This window comes from Paraburkholderia kirstenboschensis, assembly GCF_032806925.1.
GTDB lineage: Bacteria > Pseudomonadota > Gammaproteobacteria > Burkholderiales > Burkholderiaceae > Paraburkholderia > Paraburkholderia kirstenboschensis.
Map to the genome: position 1 here is coordinate 1,566,390 of NZ_CP136512.1, position 17,400 is coordinate 1,583,789.

At 60.7% G+C, this 17,400-nt stretch carries 15 protein-coding genes and 1 pseudogene; 5 read left to right on the forward strand and 11 right to left on the reverse strand.

From position 1 onward, the window contains the following. Positions 1–48: 48 nt before the first annotated feature. From ddpX to RW095_RS15825, 5 genes are all read right to left on the reverse strand, one after another. On the reverse strand, positions 49–615 hold the full coding sequence (ddpX, locus tag RW095_RS15805; protein ID WP_317016835.1) for a D-alanyl-D-alanine dipeptidase: 567 nt from the start codon (positions 613–615) through the stop codon (positions 49–51). 5 nt (positions 616–620) lie between these two features. Beyond that, the gene (gene sapR / locus RW095_RS15810; protein WP_317016836.1) at positions 621–1,499 is read right to left on the reverse strand and encodes a sap1 transcriptional regulator SapR; all 879 of its coding nucleotides are present in this window, start codon (positions 1,497–1,499) and stop codon (positions 621–623) included. A 414-nt stretch (positions 1,500–1,913) separates the two neighbouring features. Next, a complete protein-coding gene (locus RW095_RS15815; RefSeq protein WP_317016837.1) occupies positions 1,914–3,065 on the reverse strand; it encodes a branched-chain amino acid ABC transporter substrate-binding protein in 1,152 nt (383 codons plus the stop codon). Between the two features lie 148 nt (positions 3,066–3,213). Next, the gene (locus RW095_RS15820) at positions 3,214–4,449 is read right to left on the reverse strand and encodes an NAD(P)/FAD-dependent oxidoreductase (protein ID WP_317016839.1); all 1,236 of its coding nucleotides are present in this window, start codon (positions 4,447–4,449) and stop codon (positions 3,214–3,216) included. A gap of 67 nt (positions 4,450–4,516) precedes the next feature. Then, a complete protein-coding gene (locus RW095_RS15825) occupies positions 4,517–4,651 on the reverse strand; it encodes a hypothetical protein (RefSeq protein WP_317016840.1) in 135 nt (44 codons plus the stop codon). A gap of 291 nt (positions 4,652–4,942) precedes the next feature. Between RW095_RS15825 and RW095_RS15830 the strand changes: the two genes are divergently transcribed. Continuing rightward, positions 4,943–6,346 carry an aminotransferase-like domain-containing protein gene (locus RW095_RS15830; RefSeq protein WP_317016841.1) on the forward strand — a complete coding sequence of 468 codons (1,404 nt, stop codon included), beginning with the start codon at positions 4,943–4,945 and terminating at the stop codon, positions 6,344–6,346. Positions 6,347–6,425: 79 nt separating this feature from the next. Here RW095_RS15830 and RW095_RS15835 read toward each other — a convergent pair whose 3' ends face one another. From RW095_RS15835 to RW095_RS15850, 4 genes are all read right to left on the reverse strand, one after another. Next, positions 6,426–7,049 (reverse strand): TetR-like C-terminal domain-containing protein, encoded by a 624-nt coding sequence (locus tag RW095_RS15835; protein WP_317016842.1) that lies wholly within the window; start codon positions 7,047–7,049, stop codon positions 6,426–6,428. Between the two features lie 475 nt (positions 7,050–7,524). Further along, entirely contained in the window at positions 7,525–8,793 is a 1,269-nt protein-coding gene (locus RW095_RS15840) for a CaiB/BaiF CoA transferase family protein (protein ID WP_317016844.1), read from the reverse strand. 1 nt (position 8,794) lies between these two features. Continuing rightward, positions 8,795–9,571 (reverse strand): enoyl-CoA hydratase/isomerase family protein, encoded by a 777-nt coding sequence (locus RW095_RS15845; RefSeq protein WP_317016845.1) that lies wholly within the window; start codon positions 9,569–9,571, stop codon positions 8,795–8,797. A 108-nt stretch (positions 9,572–9,679) separates the two neighbouring features. Then, positions 9,680–9,991 (reverse strand): DUF1330 domain-containing protein, encoded by a 312-nt coding sequence (locus tag RW095_RS15850; protein WP_317016846.1) that lies wholly within the window; start codon positions 9,989–9,991, stop codon positions 9,680–9,682. A 165-nt stretch (positions 9,992–10,156) separates the two neighbouring features. Here RW095_RS15850 and RW095_RS15855 point away from each other — a divergent pair, with 165 nt between their 5' ends. The 4 genes and pseudogenes from RW095_RS15855 to RW095_RS15870 all read left to right on the forward strand — a co-directional run bounded on the left by RW095_RS15855 (position 10,157) and on the right by RW095_RS15870 (position 14,328). Further along, positions 10,157–11,563 carry an NAD-dependent succinate-semialdehyde dehydrogenase gene (locus tag RW095_RS15855; RefSeq protein ID WP_317016847.1) on the forward strand — a complete coding sequence of 469 codons (1,407 nt, stop codon included), beginning with the start codon at positions 10,157–10,159 and terminating at the stop codon, positions 11,561–11,563. Between the two features lie 46 nt (positions 11,564–11,609). Next, positions 11,610–12,494 (forward strand): BKACE family enzyme, encoded by an 885-nt coding sequence (locus RW095_RS15860; RefSeq protein WP_317016849.1) that lies wholly within the window; start codon positions 11,610–11,612, stop codon positions 12,492–12,494. Between the two features lie 261 nt (positions 12,495–12,755). After that, a pseudogene (locus tag RW095_RS15865) lies at positions 12,756–13,126 on the forward strand (tautomerase family protein). A gap of 182 nt (positions 13,127–13,308) precedes the next feature. Then, positions 13,309–14,328 (forward strand): zinc-dependent alcohol dehydrogenase family protein, encoded by a 1,020-nt coding sequence (locus tag RW095_RS15870; protein ID WP_317016850.1) that lies wholly within the window; start codon positions 13,309–13,311, stop codon positions 14,326–14,328. A gap of 476 nt (positions 14,329–14,804) precedes the next feature. On the opposite strand, the gene RW095_RS15875 is transcribed toward RW095_RS15870, so the two are convergent. Both RW095_RS15875 and RW095_RS15880 read right to left on the reverse strand, forming a co-directional pair. Then, positions 14,805–15,437, reverse strand: a complete 633-nt coding sequence (locus tag RW095_RS15875) for a hypothetical protein (RefSeq protein ID WP_317016852.1) — start codon at positions 15,435–15,437, stop codon at positions 14,805–14,807. 824 nt (positions 15,438–16,261) lie between these two features. Then, on the reverse strand, positions 16,262–17,389 hold the full coding sequence (locus tag RW095_RS15880; RefSeq protein ID WP_317016853.1) for a porin: 1,128 nt from the start codon (positions 17,387–17,389) through the stop codon (positions 16,262–16,264). Positions 17,390–17,400: the final 11 nt, after the last annotated feature.

The following is a 17,400-nucleotide window of genomic DNA, read 5'->3' on the forward strand; positions in this document are numbered from 1 at the left end:
CATGTAAAGGAAGAGAACCTGCAAACGGACAGCCTGGAACCTATCAAGTCACATCAACTTCAACGGGCCGCTTTCGCTGTTGTCTATCACGGGCAGCGCGCGCGACCCAGGCAATTCGTAATGCCACCATTCGCTTGCAATGTGGGCAAAGCCGGCCGCGTGCATGATGCCGAGCAGCAGCAGGCGATTGCGCTGCACAGATTGCGGCAAGCCCGGGTGGAAATGCTCGGAAGCCTTCACCATCTCGTCGAAACCGGTGCCCATGTCTAGTGGTTGACCGTCGCCGTCTATCAGGGTGAGGTCGACGGCCGTGCCCCGGCTATGGTTCGAGCCGCGGCCCAGTTCGGCTATGTAGGTCGGGTCGGGCAGAAAGTCCCACAGCACCTTTTGCGCTTGCGGCGGCCGGTAGGCGTCGAAGATGCGCAGCGTCATACCTGCGCTGTCCGCGAGCTCGACGGCTTTGCGCAATGCAGCTTCGGCGGGTTCGAGCAGCAGGCAATGCGCTTCGCGGTAGATCGGCTTGCCCGTGAAGTTGCGGGGCGTTGCATAAACGAGGTCGATATCCACGCGATGCGTGTCGTGCGTGATATGTATCAGGCGAGGGATGTCTGTCATGGGGGTCAGAATTCGAACTGATCGAGTTCACGCTGCAGTTCGCGGTTGCGCGCAACGCGCCCGTCGATGGCCGGGCCGAGGCATTCGACGATCGAACTGAGCAGGAGATTGAAGAGACACGTGAGCGGCGCAAGCGAGTCCCAGAACTGGCCGACGTCCGTCTTTACTTGCAATAAATCGCAGTTGAAGTCGCGCGCCCAGGGGCAATAGAGATCGGTGACGAGCGCGAAGGCGATGGCGCGCTGCGTCGCGGCTTCGCAATAACGGCGTGCGATTCGTGAATAGGCGCGCGTGTCCGTCACGATCAGGTAGGGCGAAGCAAACTCGGAGTTCAGTGAATCCACATACGAGCCCGACATACCGTCGGAATAGAACACACGTGGCCGCAGATATTCGAGGTAGCTGAAGAACGCATTCGATATGCCGCGGGTCGATTGAATGCCGACGATGTAAACGGCGTCCGCAGTGGCAATACGCTCTGCGACCCGCCCAAACGCTTCGCTCCGTGCAAGCTGATAGACATAGCGTACGGCGTCGACTTCCAGTTCCATCGACCGGGCGAGTGCGTCGCCTTGCGGACTCATGCCTTGCGCGTCTTCTTGATGGCGCTCGCTGCGATAAGCATCCAGGCGGTCAGTAATGAACCAGGGACGTGTTTGCGCACCGCGTAACTCGCGCTTCAGATCATCAAGATTGCGATAGCCGACGCTGCGCAGAAAGCGTCCAACGGAAATGCCGCTCGTTCCTGTTTGCTGTGCGATCTGATCGGCCGTTTCGAGACCGAGCCGGTCGAGATTCGCCAGCATATAGCTGGCAATGCGCTTGGCCGTCGGCGTGAGCGTCGTGAAGCTCTCTTTGACGGTATGGGCGAACGCAGTGGGCATCGAATCTTGTTCGTTAGTGTGCGTTACTTACCTGTCAGGGCGGTGTGCGCTGGTAGCTATCTGACAAGAACAATAAAGCAGGCGCTAACTTAATTTTTCAATCGAAGGTTTCTGATCAATAGGCGGCTCGATGTGGGAAGGAGTGCGGTTTCAACCTGTTGAAGCATGGCTGCAGATCGCGTCTTGCGTATTTCTTCGCGTCTGCGTGGAACGCTTCGTGGCTGTGCGTCGGAGAACTCATCAGGAACCGACAGGAAAGCACTCCAACGGGCCGGGCAAACCCCGGCCCGGTTTATGGGCATGGCACCAACCGTGAGGGTCAAACCTGTGGCGAAGAAAACAGTCTTTCGAAGCGACAGCGTTGGCAGCCATGACCGGCTGAATATCAGATCGAGGACGGCGTGTTCATAAAAATCAGGCGCCGCTCCCTCCCAGCGTTTTCATGCTCTTCCATTGACCCTGTTGAACCTGGAACAGCGTATACGGCGGCTTGATCAGATCGCCGTACGGGTCGAACGCGATCTGTCCGGTCACGCCCGTGACGCTGACCTTCGACAGACTATCGACGATCTTCGCGCGGTCGAGCGAATTCGCTGCGTGAATCCCCTTGATCATCGCCAGTGCCGCGTCATACGAAAACGGCGCGTACAGTTCCACGTCCTGGTTGAAGCGCGCCTTGTAACGCTTGCCGAAATCCAGCGCAGCCGGCTGCTTGTCGAGCGCGGGACCGGGTTCCAGATCCTGCGTGCCGTCGCCCGCCGTGCCGGCGATCTGCAGGAACGCATTGCTCTTCAACGCGCCCGCCCCGAACAGTTGCGCGTTCATGCCCAGAGAGCGCATCTGCTTGATCAGCATTGCGCCCTGTTCATCGAGACCGCCGAAGAAAATCAAGTCGACGTTCTTGCTTTTCAACACCGTCAGGATGGCGCGAAAATCGACCGCTTTGTCGTTCGTAAATTCGCGATCGACGATGTTGCCGTTCGCTTCCTTCGCGCCTTTTTCGAAGGCGTCGGCGAGACCCTGGCCGAACGCCGTGCGGTCGTCGATGATGCCGATTCGCTTCGCCTTCATCTGCTCCACCACGAAATGTCCCGCGACCACGCCGCCGATGCCATCGTGGCCCATCGTGCGAAACACATTCTTGTATCCCTGCTTGGTCAATTGCGGATTGGTCGAGCCCGGCGTGATCATCGCAACGTTTGCCTGGTGATAGACCGTCGACGCCGGAATGCTGCAACCCGAGTTGTAATGGCCGATCACGCCGACCACGCCATCGTCGACCAGCTTCTGCGCGACCTGGATCGCAACGCGCGGATCGGCCTGATCGTCCTGCACGTCGAGCACGAATTTGACGGGCTTCCCGCCGACAGTCGGATGTCGGGCGTTTTCTTCATCGAGCGCCAGTTGCGCGCCGTACTGCAGGTCTTTCCCAACCCGTGCAACAGGGCCCGTTAACGGCCCGACAAAACCGATCTTGACGACTTCCGGATCGGCCGCCGACGCAAACGGCGTCTGTGCACCGAGTAGGCAGACGGCGAAACTCAACAGCCAGTTGCGGCGATTCATGATGCGCTCCTTGCGAGATGTCACGTCGCGCGTTGTGTCGAGCGAGCGGTTCGATGCGCGACGCTTCGAAACCGTCCCACGTATGGGTCAATGAAACTGGAACCTGGCGCTGCTGCGTCCGTTGAGTTGTTCGCAGTTTTGTCCTTTGCTAAACACCAAAACGCGTCGCCGCATACGGCGCAAGATCGAGCGGAGGCGCACGACGCGCAACGAGGTCCGCGACGATCCGCCCGCTCACGCCGGCCAGCGTGAGCCCAAGATGCTGGTGACCGAATGCATAGATCACACGCTCGCTTGCACGTGAACGCGCGAGCACCGGCACACCGTCGGGCAAGGTCGGACGAAAGCCGAGCCAACTGTTGTCCGGCGTTTCGAGCCCGGGCAACGCGCGTCGCGATGAAAACGTCAACAGGTCGAGCAGCGAGCGGTTGCGCGTGTCGCTGAAGCCGCCCAATTCGACGGTTCCCGCGACGCGGATACCGTCGCTCATCGGCGTCATGTAAAAGCCCCGCTCGGCCCAGCCGACAGGCCGCGAAATGAGTTGCTGCGCGCCCGGATAACGCACGTGATAGCCGCGCTCGGTATCGAGCGGCACGACATCGCCGCATTGCCGCGCGAACTTCGCGGAGCGCGCGCCCGTAGCGATGACCACATGGCCAAAGCGCCGCGTGACCCCATCGGCCGTCACGCTCGCGCCATCGCCGGAAGGCTCCACTGCGCTGACAGTCGAACGCTCCAGCGTCAGTCCTTGCACCGCCAGTTGCTCAAAAAGCGCTTGCAGGAAGCCTTGCGGATCCGAGAAATGCCAGCTGTCGCTGAACAGCACGCCGCGCTCGAAAATCGGCGCCAGCGATGGTTCGAGCGCGCGAATCTCGTTGCGGCCCAGCACGTCGAAGATGACACCGAGCTTCTTGCGTAGATCGAGCGCGGGACGCGCCGCGTCGAACGAAGCTGCGTTGGAGTAGAGATACAGGCATTCACGCGACCGCACAAAACGCGCGAGTTCGGCGTTCGCCAGCAACGGTGCATAGCCTTCTTGCGCTTGCGCGAGCAGCGCAGCGAGCGCGGCCGCGCTCGCCTCATAGCGGCGCGGCAGTGAACTCATCATGAAGCGCGCGAGCCACGGCACCAGGTGCGGCAGGTACTGATAGCGCAGCCTGAACGGGCTGTCGCCCGAAAACAGGTAGCGCGGCAGATCACGGAACACAGACGGGTTGTTCACCGGAATGCACGCGTAATGCGCGAACGTCCCTGCGTTGCCGAACGATGCGCCCTGTCCGACGCCGGACGGATCGAACAGCGTGACCCGATGCCCGTCGCGCATCAACGAAGCAGCGCTGGCAAGGCCGATGAATCCCGCGCCGACGATGGCGATCTCCGACATTACTTGTGCCCTTCCATCGCCTGTTCACCGATCGGCGACAGGTAGCCCGTCGCGGTGCCGCCGTCGGTTACACGCTTTGCCAGCAGCAGTATGCCGCCGACGCCACCGCGAGACCGAGCGCGATCATCGTGACGTGCCGCTGACGTAAAGCCGCGCCGAGTTTGGGCGTAGCGTCGGAAACCGTGGACTGTGGAGCACGCATTCGAACACTCCTGCTGGCTGATTCCTGAACAATGCCTGGCGGCATCGCGACACGCCCGACACCAGACAAACTCTGGTATCTAGAATCACACAATAATTTTTGTGTGCAATTAAAACGCTTGTTGTGTGGTCCTGGCATTTTCCCTGGATGGTGTCGGGCACAGTCTTCGCCACGAGCCCATAGCTGCGTCCGATCGTCAGGAAGGCTTACGCTCGGGCGAGTCTGGTATAGAATCGCCACACCTCCGCACAATTGCGGACAAAGCCGGTTTGTATGGAGACAGTCGATCTTATGACTTCTGGCAAAGAGGCAGCCCGCGCGGCCAACGGCACGCCGGAGCAGGCGAAGCGCTCGACCTACATCGAAGTGTCGAGCTCGATCGAGAGCGAAATCCGCAGCGGCATCTATCCGCCCGGCAGCCGTCTGCCGCCGCAGCGGCAACTGGCGACCGAACTGGGCATCAACGTGTCGACGGTGTCGCGTGCCTACAAGGAGTTGCAGTTGCGCGGGCTGGTGATCGGCAGCAAGCGACGCGGCTCGCTAGTGACGGGCGGCGCGATGCCAAGCGTCGAACCGGCCCGCGCGGCGAACAATGCCGCCATCGACCTGACGGTGAACCGGCCGGCCACGGGCGAATTTCTGGAGTGTCTGGCGCGCACGCTCGCCGAGTTGCCGCGCGATCCACGCTATGCGCAATTGCAGGAATACCAGCCGCCACAAGGCCCCGAGTGGGCGCGCGCGGCTGGCGCGCGCTGGATGGCAGCGCCTGGATTTACGCCGGATGCCGGGCACGTGGTCGTCACGAGCGGCGCGCAGCACGGCCTGTATGCCGTGCTGAACAGTCTGATCGGCACGGACGGCGTGATCCTCGCCGACCGGCTCACGTACTACGGGCTGAAAGCGCTTGCGCCCGTGTTCCAGTTCGAGATCGTCGGCATTCCGAGCGACGCCGACGGCCTGCTGACAGATGAAGTCGACGCCGCATGCCGACGCATGCCGGTGAAGGCGATCTTCACGGTGCCCAATCTGCAGAATCCGACTGTCACGACGATGAGTCTCGAACGCCGGATGGCGCTCGTCGACATCGCGCGCAGGCACGGTGTCGCGATCATCGAAGACGACGTATATGGACCACTGGTGTCTCAGCGTCTGCCGACGCTCGCGAGTCTGTGTCCGGAGCTGACCTTCCATATCGCCGCGACGTCGAAGATTCTCGCGCCCGGGCTGCGGCTCGGCTATCTGGCGAGTCCGCCCGACAGTTCCGCGCTGTGCGCAGAAGCCGTGCGCACGACCGCGTGGATGCCCGCGCCGATGTCGATGCTGATCGCGTCGATCTGGATCGAGGACGGTACCGCGCGCCACATCATGGATGCGCAGCTCGCGGAGATTCGCGCGCGTCAGGCGCTCGCGCGGGAGTTGTTGCCGCAGTCGTTGTTACAGACCGATCCCGCCTGCATGTTCGTCTGGCTCAAGCTGCCGCCGCCCTGGCGGGCCGATGATTTCGCCGCCAACGCGAAGGCGCGCGGCGTGGTGGTCATGCCGTCGTCGGCGTTCGCGGTGGATCGTTCGGAAATCGAGCACGGCGTGCGTATCAATCTCGCGTGTGCATCGAGCCGCGATCAGCTCGTGAGCGCGCTGCGGTTGCTGGCGGGCACGCTAAGAGATCGGCCGAGGGCGTTGTTCGGAACGATCTGATTCTGGCTCGTCGATGTTGCAAAGGCCGCTCCGGTTCAGTCTATTCACACCCGGACCGCCACTTCGACAGCGACGACGGCTACGCTTTGGCGCGCTTGCGAGCCGTGCGCGTACCCACTGGCTTCCCCGACGCTGCGCATTGCTGGATCACGCGCTGAAGATGATCGGGACCGGCCGCGATCGCGCTAAGCAAGGTCATCAAGACAAAATCGATCAACTTCGGCATCGCGACTTTGGCGTCCGCCCGCGGCGCGCGGTTGGCCAGGACCAGCGTGGCGAGACCATGTTCCATGCTCCACGCGGCATGGGTCACCAGCTTGAGATCGGCCTGGGTCCATCCAGTCTCGAGGGCCAGCGCCTCAATGGTCTCGGAAAACAACCCGAAAGACCTGTTACTTTCCTCGATCAGTTCTGGATACGCTTGATGCGCCACGATGCGAGGCCCGATCATCAGGCCGAACAGGCCATTGTGGCGCTGCGCGAACTCAACATACACCCGCATCATCCGATAAGCTTTGGCAAGCGCCGTATCCTCACTGTCACGGATCGCGACGCGCAGCGCAGCGAGGTCACGATAACCACTCGCCGCAATCGTGGCCAGCAATTCGTCGATACCCGAAAAATGTCGCGAGGGCGCGGCTTCTGATACGCCCACCATGCGCGCGAGGTAACGCAGGCTCAAGTCTTGTGCTGATAGATCCATGAGCGCGTTGCGCCCCGCTTCAATGAGGGCGTTGCGCAGATTCCCATGGTGGTAGTCCGCATTCTTCGCAATAGATGACTTAGGACTCACGTGGCCTTCGTTCGTGGAGCAAAATAAGGAATCGATTATAAAATCTGCGCACAGAGGCTCGCAATATCGCGAACGCGCGCTAAACGGGCGCGTGTTACTACACGCATTCTAGCGGCTCGGTGGCGCGGCTGGGCGTGAGGCTACATCGCTTGCGTGGCTGCCCCTGGAGTTCGGAGCGCAAAGCTGCCTTTCGGTGCTCAGCGCACGCGCTCGCGCAAGTACCTCGCGCCCGCTGAACACGCTCGCGCAAGTTCTCGTTGTGCCGCGGACATACCCGATCAGAAAAGGCGCAACGAAGCCGGCGACGTTAGCGGCGCAACTGATCAACGGCACGCCGAGCACTAGCGACTTACCGCTGAGAAGGCCCACGATCGAAGATCCTCCGTCACTTCTGCGACACACTCGCTTCCGCAGGGACGGCAACGATAGTGTTGGTGGTCGATGGTGGTCCGCCGACCAGAATGCCGGTATCGATCGCATTGCGGATTTCGGAATCCGCCAGGCCCGCTTCGCGGAACACCTGCTCGTTGTGCTCGCCGCGAAACGCGGGAGCGTCGCGCATTTCAAGCTCATCGTCTGAAAAGTGCCACGGATAGCCGTGAATCAGATACGAGCCGCCGCGGCGATCTGTGATCTCGTGCACCGCACCCCATTGTCTGGCCCAATCAGTCCCGGCCAACTCCTTCAGCGTACGAATCTGGCCAATGGCGATCTTGGCCTCGTCGAGTTGCGCATCGAGCGTCTTGAGATCGCGGAACGACAGCATCCACGTCTGGATCACTGCGTGCAGTACCTTGTAGTTCAGCAGGCGGCGCTCAGCGGTGCTGAAACGCGGATCCTGCGCAAGGTCCATACGGCGCATTGCGCGCAAGTAATTTGGAAACGTGTTGCTGCCGACGATGCTTTGCGCCGCGACAAACTCTTCGCCACCAGGACCGACGAAATGTGGTCCGTCGGCGGCACCGAGAATGCCCGGCTCGGCGCCCGTATCGACACCCGCGAGATCAAGGTGAGCGCGCTCGTTGATCGACAACATCACGGCCGCCATGGCGACGTCGATGTATTGGCCGCGCCCGGTGACTTCACGCTTGCGCACTGCCGCGAGCACGGCGATGGTCGCTTGCAGTCCCGCATAGACATCCGCGTGCGACAGGGGATCGGTCCATCGGCGGCCGTCCCTCGCACTGTCGAAATGTCGAAGCGTGTTGTGCGTGAATCCCGTTTCGGCCTGCACGGTCGGCGCATAGGCCATGCGCGAAGCCCACGGGCCGCGCTGGCCATAGCCTGTGATGGATACGTAAACCAGCTTTGGATTGCGCAGTGAAAGCGTGTCGTAGTCGAGTCCAAAGCCCTTGAGCGTACCTGCCCGAAAGTTTTCGACGATGATGTCAGCTTCGTCGCACAGGCGTAGCACGAACTCACGTGCGCCTGGCACGTTCAAGTCGATGCTGATGTTGCGCTTGCCGCTATTCTGTTGAGCGTAATAGCCGGACATGCCGTCGCGATTCGGGAATGCAGCACGCGAGACGTCGGGCCGCGGCGGCTCGATCTTGATCACGTCTGCACCAAGATCGGCTAGCGTCCGCGCGCACAGCGGACCGGCCAGCACGCGGGAAAAATCGACGACCTTGAGTCCTTCGAGCGGTCCGGCCATGTCAATTCCCTTGGAAAACGGCAGTACCGGGGCCAGCCTTATCGAAGGCCTCCAGTCCACGTTTGAGATCCTGCGATGCCCAGATCGGCTTTTGCAGTTCGAACATCGCCTCATCGGCAGCAGCCACCCCCTCGTTGACCGTGACACGCACGAGTTGTTTGGTGGCGGCATGCGCGATGGTCGGACCTGCGGCCAGTTCCTGCGCAACCGACAGCGCCACTTCATCGAGCTTGTCGTCGGGCACAACGAGATTGATCAAACCCCAGCGTTCCAGCGTGGCCGCGTCGTAACGGCGGCCGAGCAACGCGAGTTCTTTTGCGCGTGCTGGACCGGCTCGCATCACCTGACGCTGAATGCCGCCGAGCAGAGGATGCAAACCGAGTGCGACCTCAACCGAGCCGATCTTGGCCGATTCGGCGACGACGCTGAAGTCACAGGCCAGCGCCACTTCGAATCCGCCGCCAAGGCAGGTGCCGTTCACCGCGACAACGATCGGGATTGGCAGAGTCTCGAAGCCCCGCAGCACCTCGAGCGGATCCATCAGCGCTTTACCTTGCGTGGCAATGCGATCCGGGAAAAGCGCGACCTCAGCGCCGGCTGAGAAGTGCCGTAGACCACTGCGCAGCAGGATCGCTCGCGAGCCGCGTTTCACTGCCTCATCGAATTCGTCCAGTAGCGCACGATACAGCGTCGGACCCATCAGGTTGTGCGGGCGACGGTTCATCGTAACGACGGTCACGTCGCCTTTGATTTCCTTCTGAACAATTGATTCGTCCATTTCTGCTCCGTTTCGTCAGGTACAGATACTCTTCAACCTGCATGTTAATTCCGATAACATTTGGGTCGATCGAGGCCGAGCGGTGATTGCAGACTACGGCATCGGTAGCTACGCGGCAGCGTTTGAATCATCGACGCCTGCAACGACCCGTGCGTCCCTTTCTGCGCCGTCCCCCAGTACCGCCAGCGCTTCCTGATAAGCCTCACTCTGAAACGTGGTGAGCGCCTGCTCGAAGCTCGGGAATTCGACCACGACGGTCCTTTCCTTGAGACCAGCCTGGAACGCAACGACTTCGCCGCCCCGCACCAGAAATTTGCCGCCCGCGGCTTTCACCACTTGTGTTGCGAGGACGCCGTACGCGGCGAGCTTGCCTGCGTCATGGACCGCCCGATACGCTGCCACCCAATATCCCTTCGCCATTTTCGCTTCCCCTAGTTGAAAGAAGATATGTCACTATGATAACGGCGTTAACATAAACATCAATGAGGGTTTTTCCTGGCCACAAAAAGTTGGTCAACAGTGGTGTTAACGGTGTTAGCATGAGCCAATGCGATGACCCGATGCCAACCTTTCGCGGAGAACTTCATGCCATACACGACGACCAATCCTGCAACCGGCGAACTGCTCGCCACTTACGACGACATCTCCGACGAGTTGCTTGAAACGAAGCTCGCTGCTGCGCAGCGCGCTTTCGAAACTGACTGGCGGCGCCGTCCCGTCAGCGATCGGGCGCGCATTGTGTCGCGCGCGGCAGCGCTGTTGCGCGAGAGGGCCGAGGAATACGCAGGCTATCTGACGCTGGAAATGGGCAAACGCAGCGGCGAAGCGCGCAAGGAAGTGGAATCGTCGGCGAACATTCTCGACTACTACGCAAAGCATGCGAACGCGTATCTCCAACCGCGCCCGCTCGCGGAAGCGCCCGGCGCAGCCGTGCATATCGAGCCGATCGGCGTGCTCTTCGGCATCGAGCCGTGGAACTTTCCGTACTACCAGATCGCGCGGGTGGCCGGGCCGCAACTGATGGTCGGCAACGTCCTGCTGCTCAAGCATGCCGAAAGCGTGCCGCAATCCGCGTTGGCCTTTGCCCGGTTGTTCGAGGAAGCAGGAGCGCCCGAAGGCGTCTATACGAATCTGTTTATCTCGATCGACCAGGCCGGCCGCGTCATCGATGATCCGCGCGTCCAGGGCGTGACACTGACCGGCAGCGAGCGTGCCGGCGCCGCCGTCGCCGAGCGCGCCGGCCGCAATCTGAAGAAGGTCGTGCTCGAACTGGGCGGCAGCGACCCGTTCATCGTGCTTGAAGATGCGCCGCTCGATTGGGCGATCCAAAGCGCGGTCGCGGGCCGCATGCTCAATGCAGGTCAGTGCTGCGTAGGTTCCAAGCGAATCATCGTGGTCGGCAAGACGCGCGGCGACGCTTTCCTCAAAGGCTTTGCCACGCAGATGGCAGCGCTTGCGATGGGCGATCCAGCGGATCCGGCGACCGCTGTCGCCCCACTTTCGTCGGAGCGTGCGTTGAAGCTGCTGCTTGAGCAGATCGATCGCGCGGCTTCGCACGGCGCACGCATCGTATGCGGTGGAAAGCGCGTCGAGCGCCCGGGCTTCTTTTTGCAACCGACCGTCCTGACCGACATCTCGCCACAGAATCCCGTCTTCGCCGAAGAGTTGTTCGGCCCGGTTGCCGCCTTCCACATTGTCGAGGACGAAGCCGCCGCAATCGCGCTCGCCAATGGCACGCCGTACGGTCTCGGTGCGTCGGTGTTCACCGCGGATACCGAGCGCGGCGAGCGTGTCGCCGCGCAAATCGACAGCGGCATGGTGTTCATCAATCAGCCGTTCGGCACGGCGGCGGAACTGCCGTTCGGCGGTGTCAAGCGCTCGGGTTTTGGCCGGGAGCTTTCTCAACTGGGCTTCGACGAGTTCGTCAACAAAAAGCTGATCCGAGTTGCGCCAGTTGGTGCGGCACCGTTCGGCCCCGCGCGGGCGGCCTGAGCGCGGGACGGCGGCGCCTGATTTCTATCTCCTTTGAACGAACATCATGACAAGCAAGACGATTATCAGTTGTGCACTCACAGGAAGTGACGATACACCGCGGCTTAACCCTGCAGTGCCGGTGACGCCCGAGCAGATCGCCAATGAGGCCATAGCTGCATGTGAAGCCGGTGCGAGCATCGCGCACATTCACGTTCGCGATCCCAGGACTGGCGTTCCGAGCACTGAATTGGCGCTCTACGGAGAAGTCGTTTCGCGCATCCGCGATAGCGGGTGCCCGATATTGATCAATCTGACGACGGGCCCAGGCGCACGTTTTGTTCCCAGCGACGAAGACCCGAATCGGGGAAGCGAACTGAGTACGATGATGACCCCAGAGGCGCGCGTGAGGCATGTGCTCGAGTTGCGTCCGGAAATCTGTACCCTGGACATCGCGACCATGAACTTCGGCAGTCGCGCATTCGTGAACGTTCCGGACCATCTGATCACGATGGCAACCCTGATCGAAGAAGCAGGCGTGAAGCCGGAACTCGAGGTGTTCGATCTCGGCCACGTGCGACTTGCGCGCCACCTGATCGAAACGCAGAGCATTCTGCAGGCTCCGCTGTTCCAGTTGTGTCTTGGCGTGCCCTGGGGCGCGTCTGCCGACACGGAGAGCCTTCTGCAGATGAAACGCTATCTACCCGAGAACGCCCGCTGGTCCGCGTTCGGCATCTCGCGCGCCCAATTCCCGATGGTGGCGCAAAGCGTGATTCTCGGCGGGCACGTCCGCGTCGGCCTGGAGGACAACCTTTATCTTGCGAAAGGGCAACTCGCGCCGGGCAACGCGTCGCTGGTCAAGCGCGCGGTCAGTATTGTCAAAAGCATCGGCGGGAAGGTGGCAACACCTGACGAGGCTCGCAGCATACTCGGCCTTTCCCGTCGCCAATAGAACGGGAACGACGATGTGATCGTACTTCTGTGCGATGAGTCGCAATCAATGCTGCGTTGCGAAAGCATTGATTTCAAACGGTAGCCTATCCTTGGGCTATCTGTAACGCCGCGTCACTCATGTCTGGTTCATCTTGTCTTTCAAGAGACCTGGATGTTCTGACATAAGAAACGCGGCATCTATTGATGCATGGAGACAAAAATGCCTTTGTGGAATATCTATCATCCCCCCGGTGCCTACTCGGCTGAAGACAAGCAGGAGATGGCGAAACGAATCACCGGTATTTACATTATTCCTCCCTTCTACGTTGGCGTTCTGTTTCATGAACAGCCGAAAGACTCGTTTTTCATGGAGGCGAATCGCGAGGCGATTTCGTCAGAATCCGACTCGATCATTTCGCCAGACATATCGCCAACGACGTCGTGTGGACGGAGTCATGGCTGCGCAAGGCGAACGCGGCCATTGCGCCATTCGTCCAGGAGCGGGGCTACCACTACGAACTGCATGTCGGCGAAACGCCGCAACAGCTGTGGTTGATCGATGGCATTCGCCCACCTCGTCCCGATACCGTAGCTGAGAAGAAATGGAAGCTTGAAAACCGGGCGTCGCCGTATGACCCGAGCGAAGGTTGAATGGCGCAGTCAGGTCTGAAGCTGTTCAGAGGTTGCACTGGACCGGCAGCGGTGAAAGCCCGGCTTTCACCGCTGTCTCTCCCAGTCGTCTGGATGTCTCTCTCTGACGTACCGTCTTAATAGCCTGATGGATACGTAACGACGGTCATAACCCGAGCTAGTTGAAGCGAAGGAGAAGGCGCATGAAGGCTTTGATAATTGAACGCAATGGTGATCCGTCAGAGGTGGTTCGCTGCTGTGATGTGCCAGAGCCCACGCCCGGTCCCGCTGAAGTCCGCGTAAAGATGCTCCTGGCGCCCGTGCACCCGTCTGACCTGCACGTCATTCGTGGACGTTTCGCCCGTCACCGTCAGCCTGAACTGCCAGCGTCGCCCGGGTCCGAGGGTGTTGGAATCATCGACTCCGTCGGCAGCGACGTGCCACGCGCCCGGGTGGGAGAGCGCGTTGTCTTGCTGGATGTGCCGGGAACCTGGAGAGAGCAGGTCATCAGTCCAGCCGATCGCGCGATATCCGTACCGACGGCGATTTCCGATGAGGACGCCGCACAGGCTTTGATCAACCCGATGACGGCCTGGGCAATGACGATGTGCGAGCACCAGCTCGAACGGGGCGACTGGCTGGTCCAGAGCGCGGCAGGGTCGACGGTCGGTCGCCTCGTATTGCAGATTGCGAAAGCGCAGGGGTTCCGTACCATCAACCTTGTACGCCGTGACGAGCAGGTCGCCGAGATTCAGGCGCTTGGCGGCGACGTCGTGCTAAGCACGGCTGACGAACGCTGGCCCGAGCAGCTGGCCAATGCCACTGGCGGCAATGGCATCGTGAGCGCGATTGACTGCGTCGCCGGCCGCACGGGCGCCGCGCTTGCGCGTCAGCTGGCCCCGAACGGACGCCTGCTTGTGTATGGAGCCTTGTCGTCGCATCGCCAGACCGACCAGGCGGCGTTCGAGATGCCGATTTTCGCGCCTGCGCTTGTCTACTCAGCTGCCGAGGTACGCGGCTGGTTTATCTTCTCGTGGCTCGCACGCAAGGGGGTGAATGAAGGCAGCCAGACGCTGCGCAGTCTGCTCGATCGTATCGCCGATGGATCCTTGAAGCCGCCCGCAGCTCACCGCTACCGCCTTGATCGTGCACAGGAAGCCTTCACAGCCGCCGAGCGCGCCGCACACGACGCCAAGCCGTTGCTGATGTTCGCGGAGCGCTGAGCGTCGCCCGTCCGCGTTCAAGAGGATTTTGTACGGCAGGGTAGCGAGATCGCGTCGTGCATAAGTCTTGAGCATCTGCCTGAGCCGTCTAGAACCTTCGTGCGTCGAAACCCGGCAACGGCTGCGTGCCCTCCAGTACCACTGCGTTGAGCAGCTTCGGATCGAGCCCGAGCACACGCAGTATCGTTGGCGCGATGTTGGGACACGAAGTAGAAGCGATACATCGAGCTACGTCTTGTTCGTGCAAACCGTCGAAGCTGACGGCGTTCGGCCTCCCAAAGCAGTCGTGATCATGTTGATGGCCTTGATGTCCACCGGCATCGCGAGCACGGGCGGCCTTCGCGAGAACTCGGGCAAGCGACCGTATCGTCAGGCAGACGGCGCCGGAATTAAAGGACCACGAACTTTCGGCCGGTCGGGCTCAGCGCCGCTCATGGCAAGCGCCTCAGCGAGCGTGAGCCCCATCTCGAACCCGATTAGCGGAAGCCGTACACAACGATCTTCTTCCCCTCGAAATTTTCTTGCACAGCCTGCTCGCAATATTGCGGGCACGTTACCGAGCCGTCTCCGCTCATGCCAGAGACAGTGACCGCCCTGTAAACAACGGATTCGACGAGCGTCCCATCCGCAGCGATGACCATGTTCAGGTCGGTTTCGACACCCGCCGGCACGGCTCCCCCGGCGGTATAAGTGATTTTCATGGTGCCGGTGCAATCGGAGTTCACTGAGTATGTTCCGATCTGGTTCGGATTGAACGTCGTCAGGCCTCCTTTCGGCAGCCCGCCGATCATGCCGAAGTCGGTGCGCGTGAAGCTGCCCATGCCATCGAAGGTCACGAGGGCGACGTCATCGAGAATCGACGTGGAGGCATAGGGAGCAACTTTATTGTTCGGTCCTATCAATCCGATGATTTCTCCATGACCGGTGAATGCATACGGTCCTTTGAGCGTTGCGTTCGAACAAAGGCCGCGTGAGCCGCCGCGTCCGTCATGTCCGTCGTGTCCGTCGTGTCCGTCGTGATCACCGGGACCGCCGGCCTGCGCGGCGCCGCTGAGCAAGAGAAGCGCCACGGCGGTTGCAGACAGAATGCTGAATTGTTTGATCTTCACGATAATCTCCTTGTCACCGAATCAGGCGCGAAACATCACGGCGCAGGGGCCCATTGCCTGGCGGGATGAGGCGCCCAATTCAAACGAAATGGAATTAGAGAATCGGTGCAGTAATAGAGCTGCCGCTGTTTGCGAAAACGAGCGATGAAAGAAAGAGGGCCGTCGGTGCTATTGGCTTTGGCGAACAGGATGCGAGAAAGCCTCGTCGTTGGCCAAGTAGTTAACTGGCGAAACGCTTCACCAAGCCGTAGTTTTGCTCGGTGTCGGCAGGCACGTGCAGAAGGGGTGCACGAAAGTCCGCGAAATTGTGACTTCGTGAGTCAGCCACGCTTTAATGTCGCATAGCAAAGAGGAGCGTAATCCACAATCTTTGCGGATGCCAAACGAATATCGGACAAAAGGCAGGCGCATTCAGAATCGCGTTGAGCGAATGATGAACTGTATCGAGTGATTTCCGATGACTTCGAAGGGCCCCGTTGACGCGCGCTGGACCAATGGCGACGTTCGGTTGAGCGTCCTCCAGATCATGGTCCATTTGAGGCCGGATCGCGGCGGGCGTGATAACACGACGACCGATGGTTCGCGCCGGGCGTCGACCAGGGAAGTGATCCAAGGGCTTGGGTCGGCCACAAACGTGCCGTACACGGCCGCATGACGAAGATCTGTGACGAGCGGTGACGCGCCAGTTGGCGATTTCGAGAAAGAGCAGACGTGTGACATCGATATCGCCCGCGCGCCTGCACCTGGTCGAAAAAAACCCGTCCATATGGACGGGCTCAAATACTACGCGGAGAAAGTCGCTAACTCCTTTACGTCAGGCTTCTTCAGAAGCGCGTCAATATACCGACCGAGCCCATGACCTGATTGCCCGTCGATGAAGCGCCGCCTGCGTTGTACATGACTGCGACGTTCTTGTTGCCCGTTGCATGCTGGTACATGGCCTCGGCATACAGCTCTGTACGCGTGGACAGCGAGTAGCGCGCAATCGCGTTGACCTGATTCCACTTCGGATCGGCGCCGAACGACGTTGCACCACTCAGATGCGCATCCGTGTAGGCATAAGAAACGCCGAGCATGAGCGCTGGCGTAAGTGCGTACTTGCCATTGAGTTCGTAGTTGTCGAAATGAGCGCCGCCATTATTCAGCCCGAACGCGTTCGTATTCTGATATTGGCTGTGCGTGTAGACAAAGCCGACCGTCGCAGGGCCGAAGCCGTAACTCACGCCCGCGCCGGCGGTACGCTGCACATCCGACGTCAGGCCACCTTTGAACTCGGTTGGATCAGCGGCACCCGTGGTATTCGGATTCGAAGCGCCCGAACCATTGACCTGCAAGTAGGCGGCAGCCACGTTCAAGCCGCCGGACTTGTAGCTGGCGCCCGCGCTGTACGCACGATTGACAGCAAAGCCGCTCTGGCTGTTGCTGAACGCATACATGCCACCCGCCTTGAAGCCGGCATAGTCGAGGCTGGTGAACTTGACCGAGTTATTGAAGCGAACGCTATGCTGCAGGTTGTCGTTGTCATACGGATGCGCAAAACCCGAGTCACCGAACGGGCCTGCCGTGGCAGACAGCGGCGCGACGAAATCGACCATGGAGTCATACTGGCGGCCCAACGTGACCGTACCAAAAGTGCTGCTGCTCAGGCCGACATACGCCTGACGACCAAACATCCGGCCACCCTGGCCGAGCGTGCCGTTATTGACGTTGAAACCGTTTTCAAGCACGAAGACGGCCTTGAGACCACCACCGAGATCTTCCGTGCCACGCAGGCCGAACCGGCTACCGCTGATGTTGCCGCTCGCCAGCGCGACCCGGCCGCTTCCGCCGACGTTATTCGTGTACGTGATGCCGGCGTCGATGAGGCCGTACAGCGTAACCGAGGTCTGTGCATGAGCGGCCGATGCAGCAAGCGCAACGGAGACAGCGAGGGCGATGCGAATCTTTTTCATGAATTAACTCT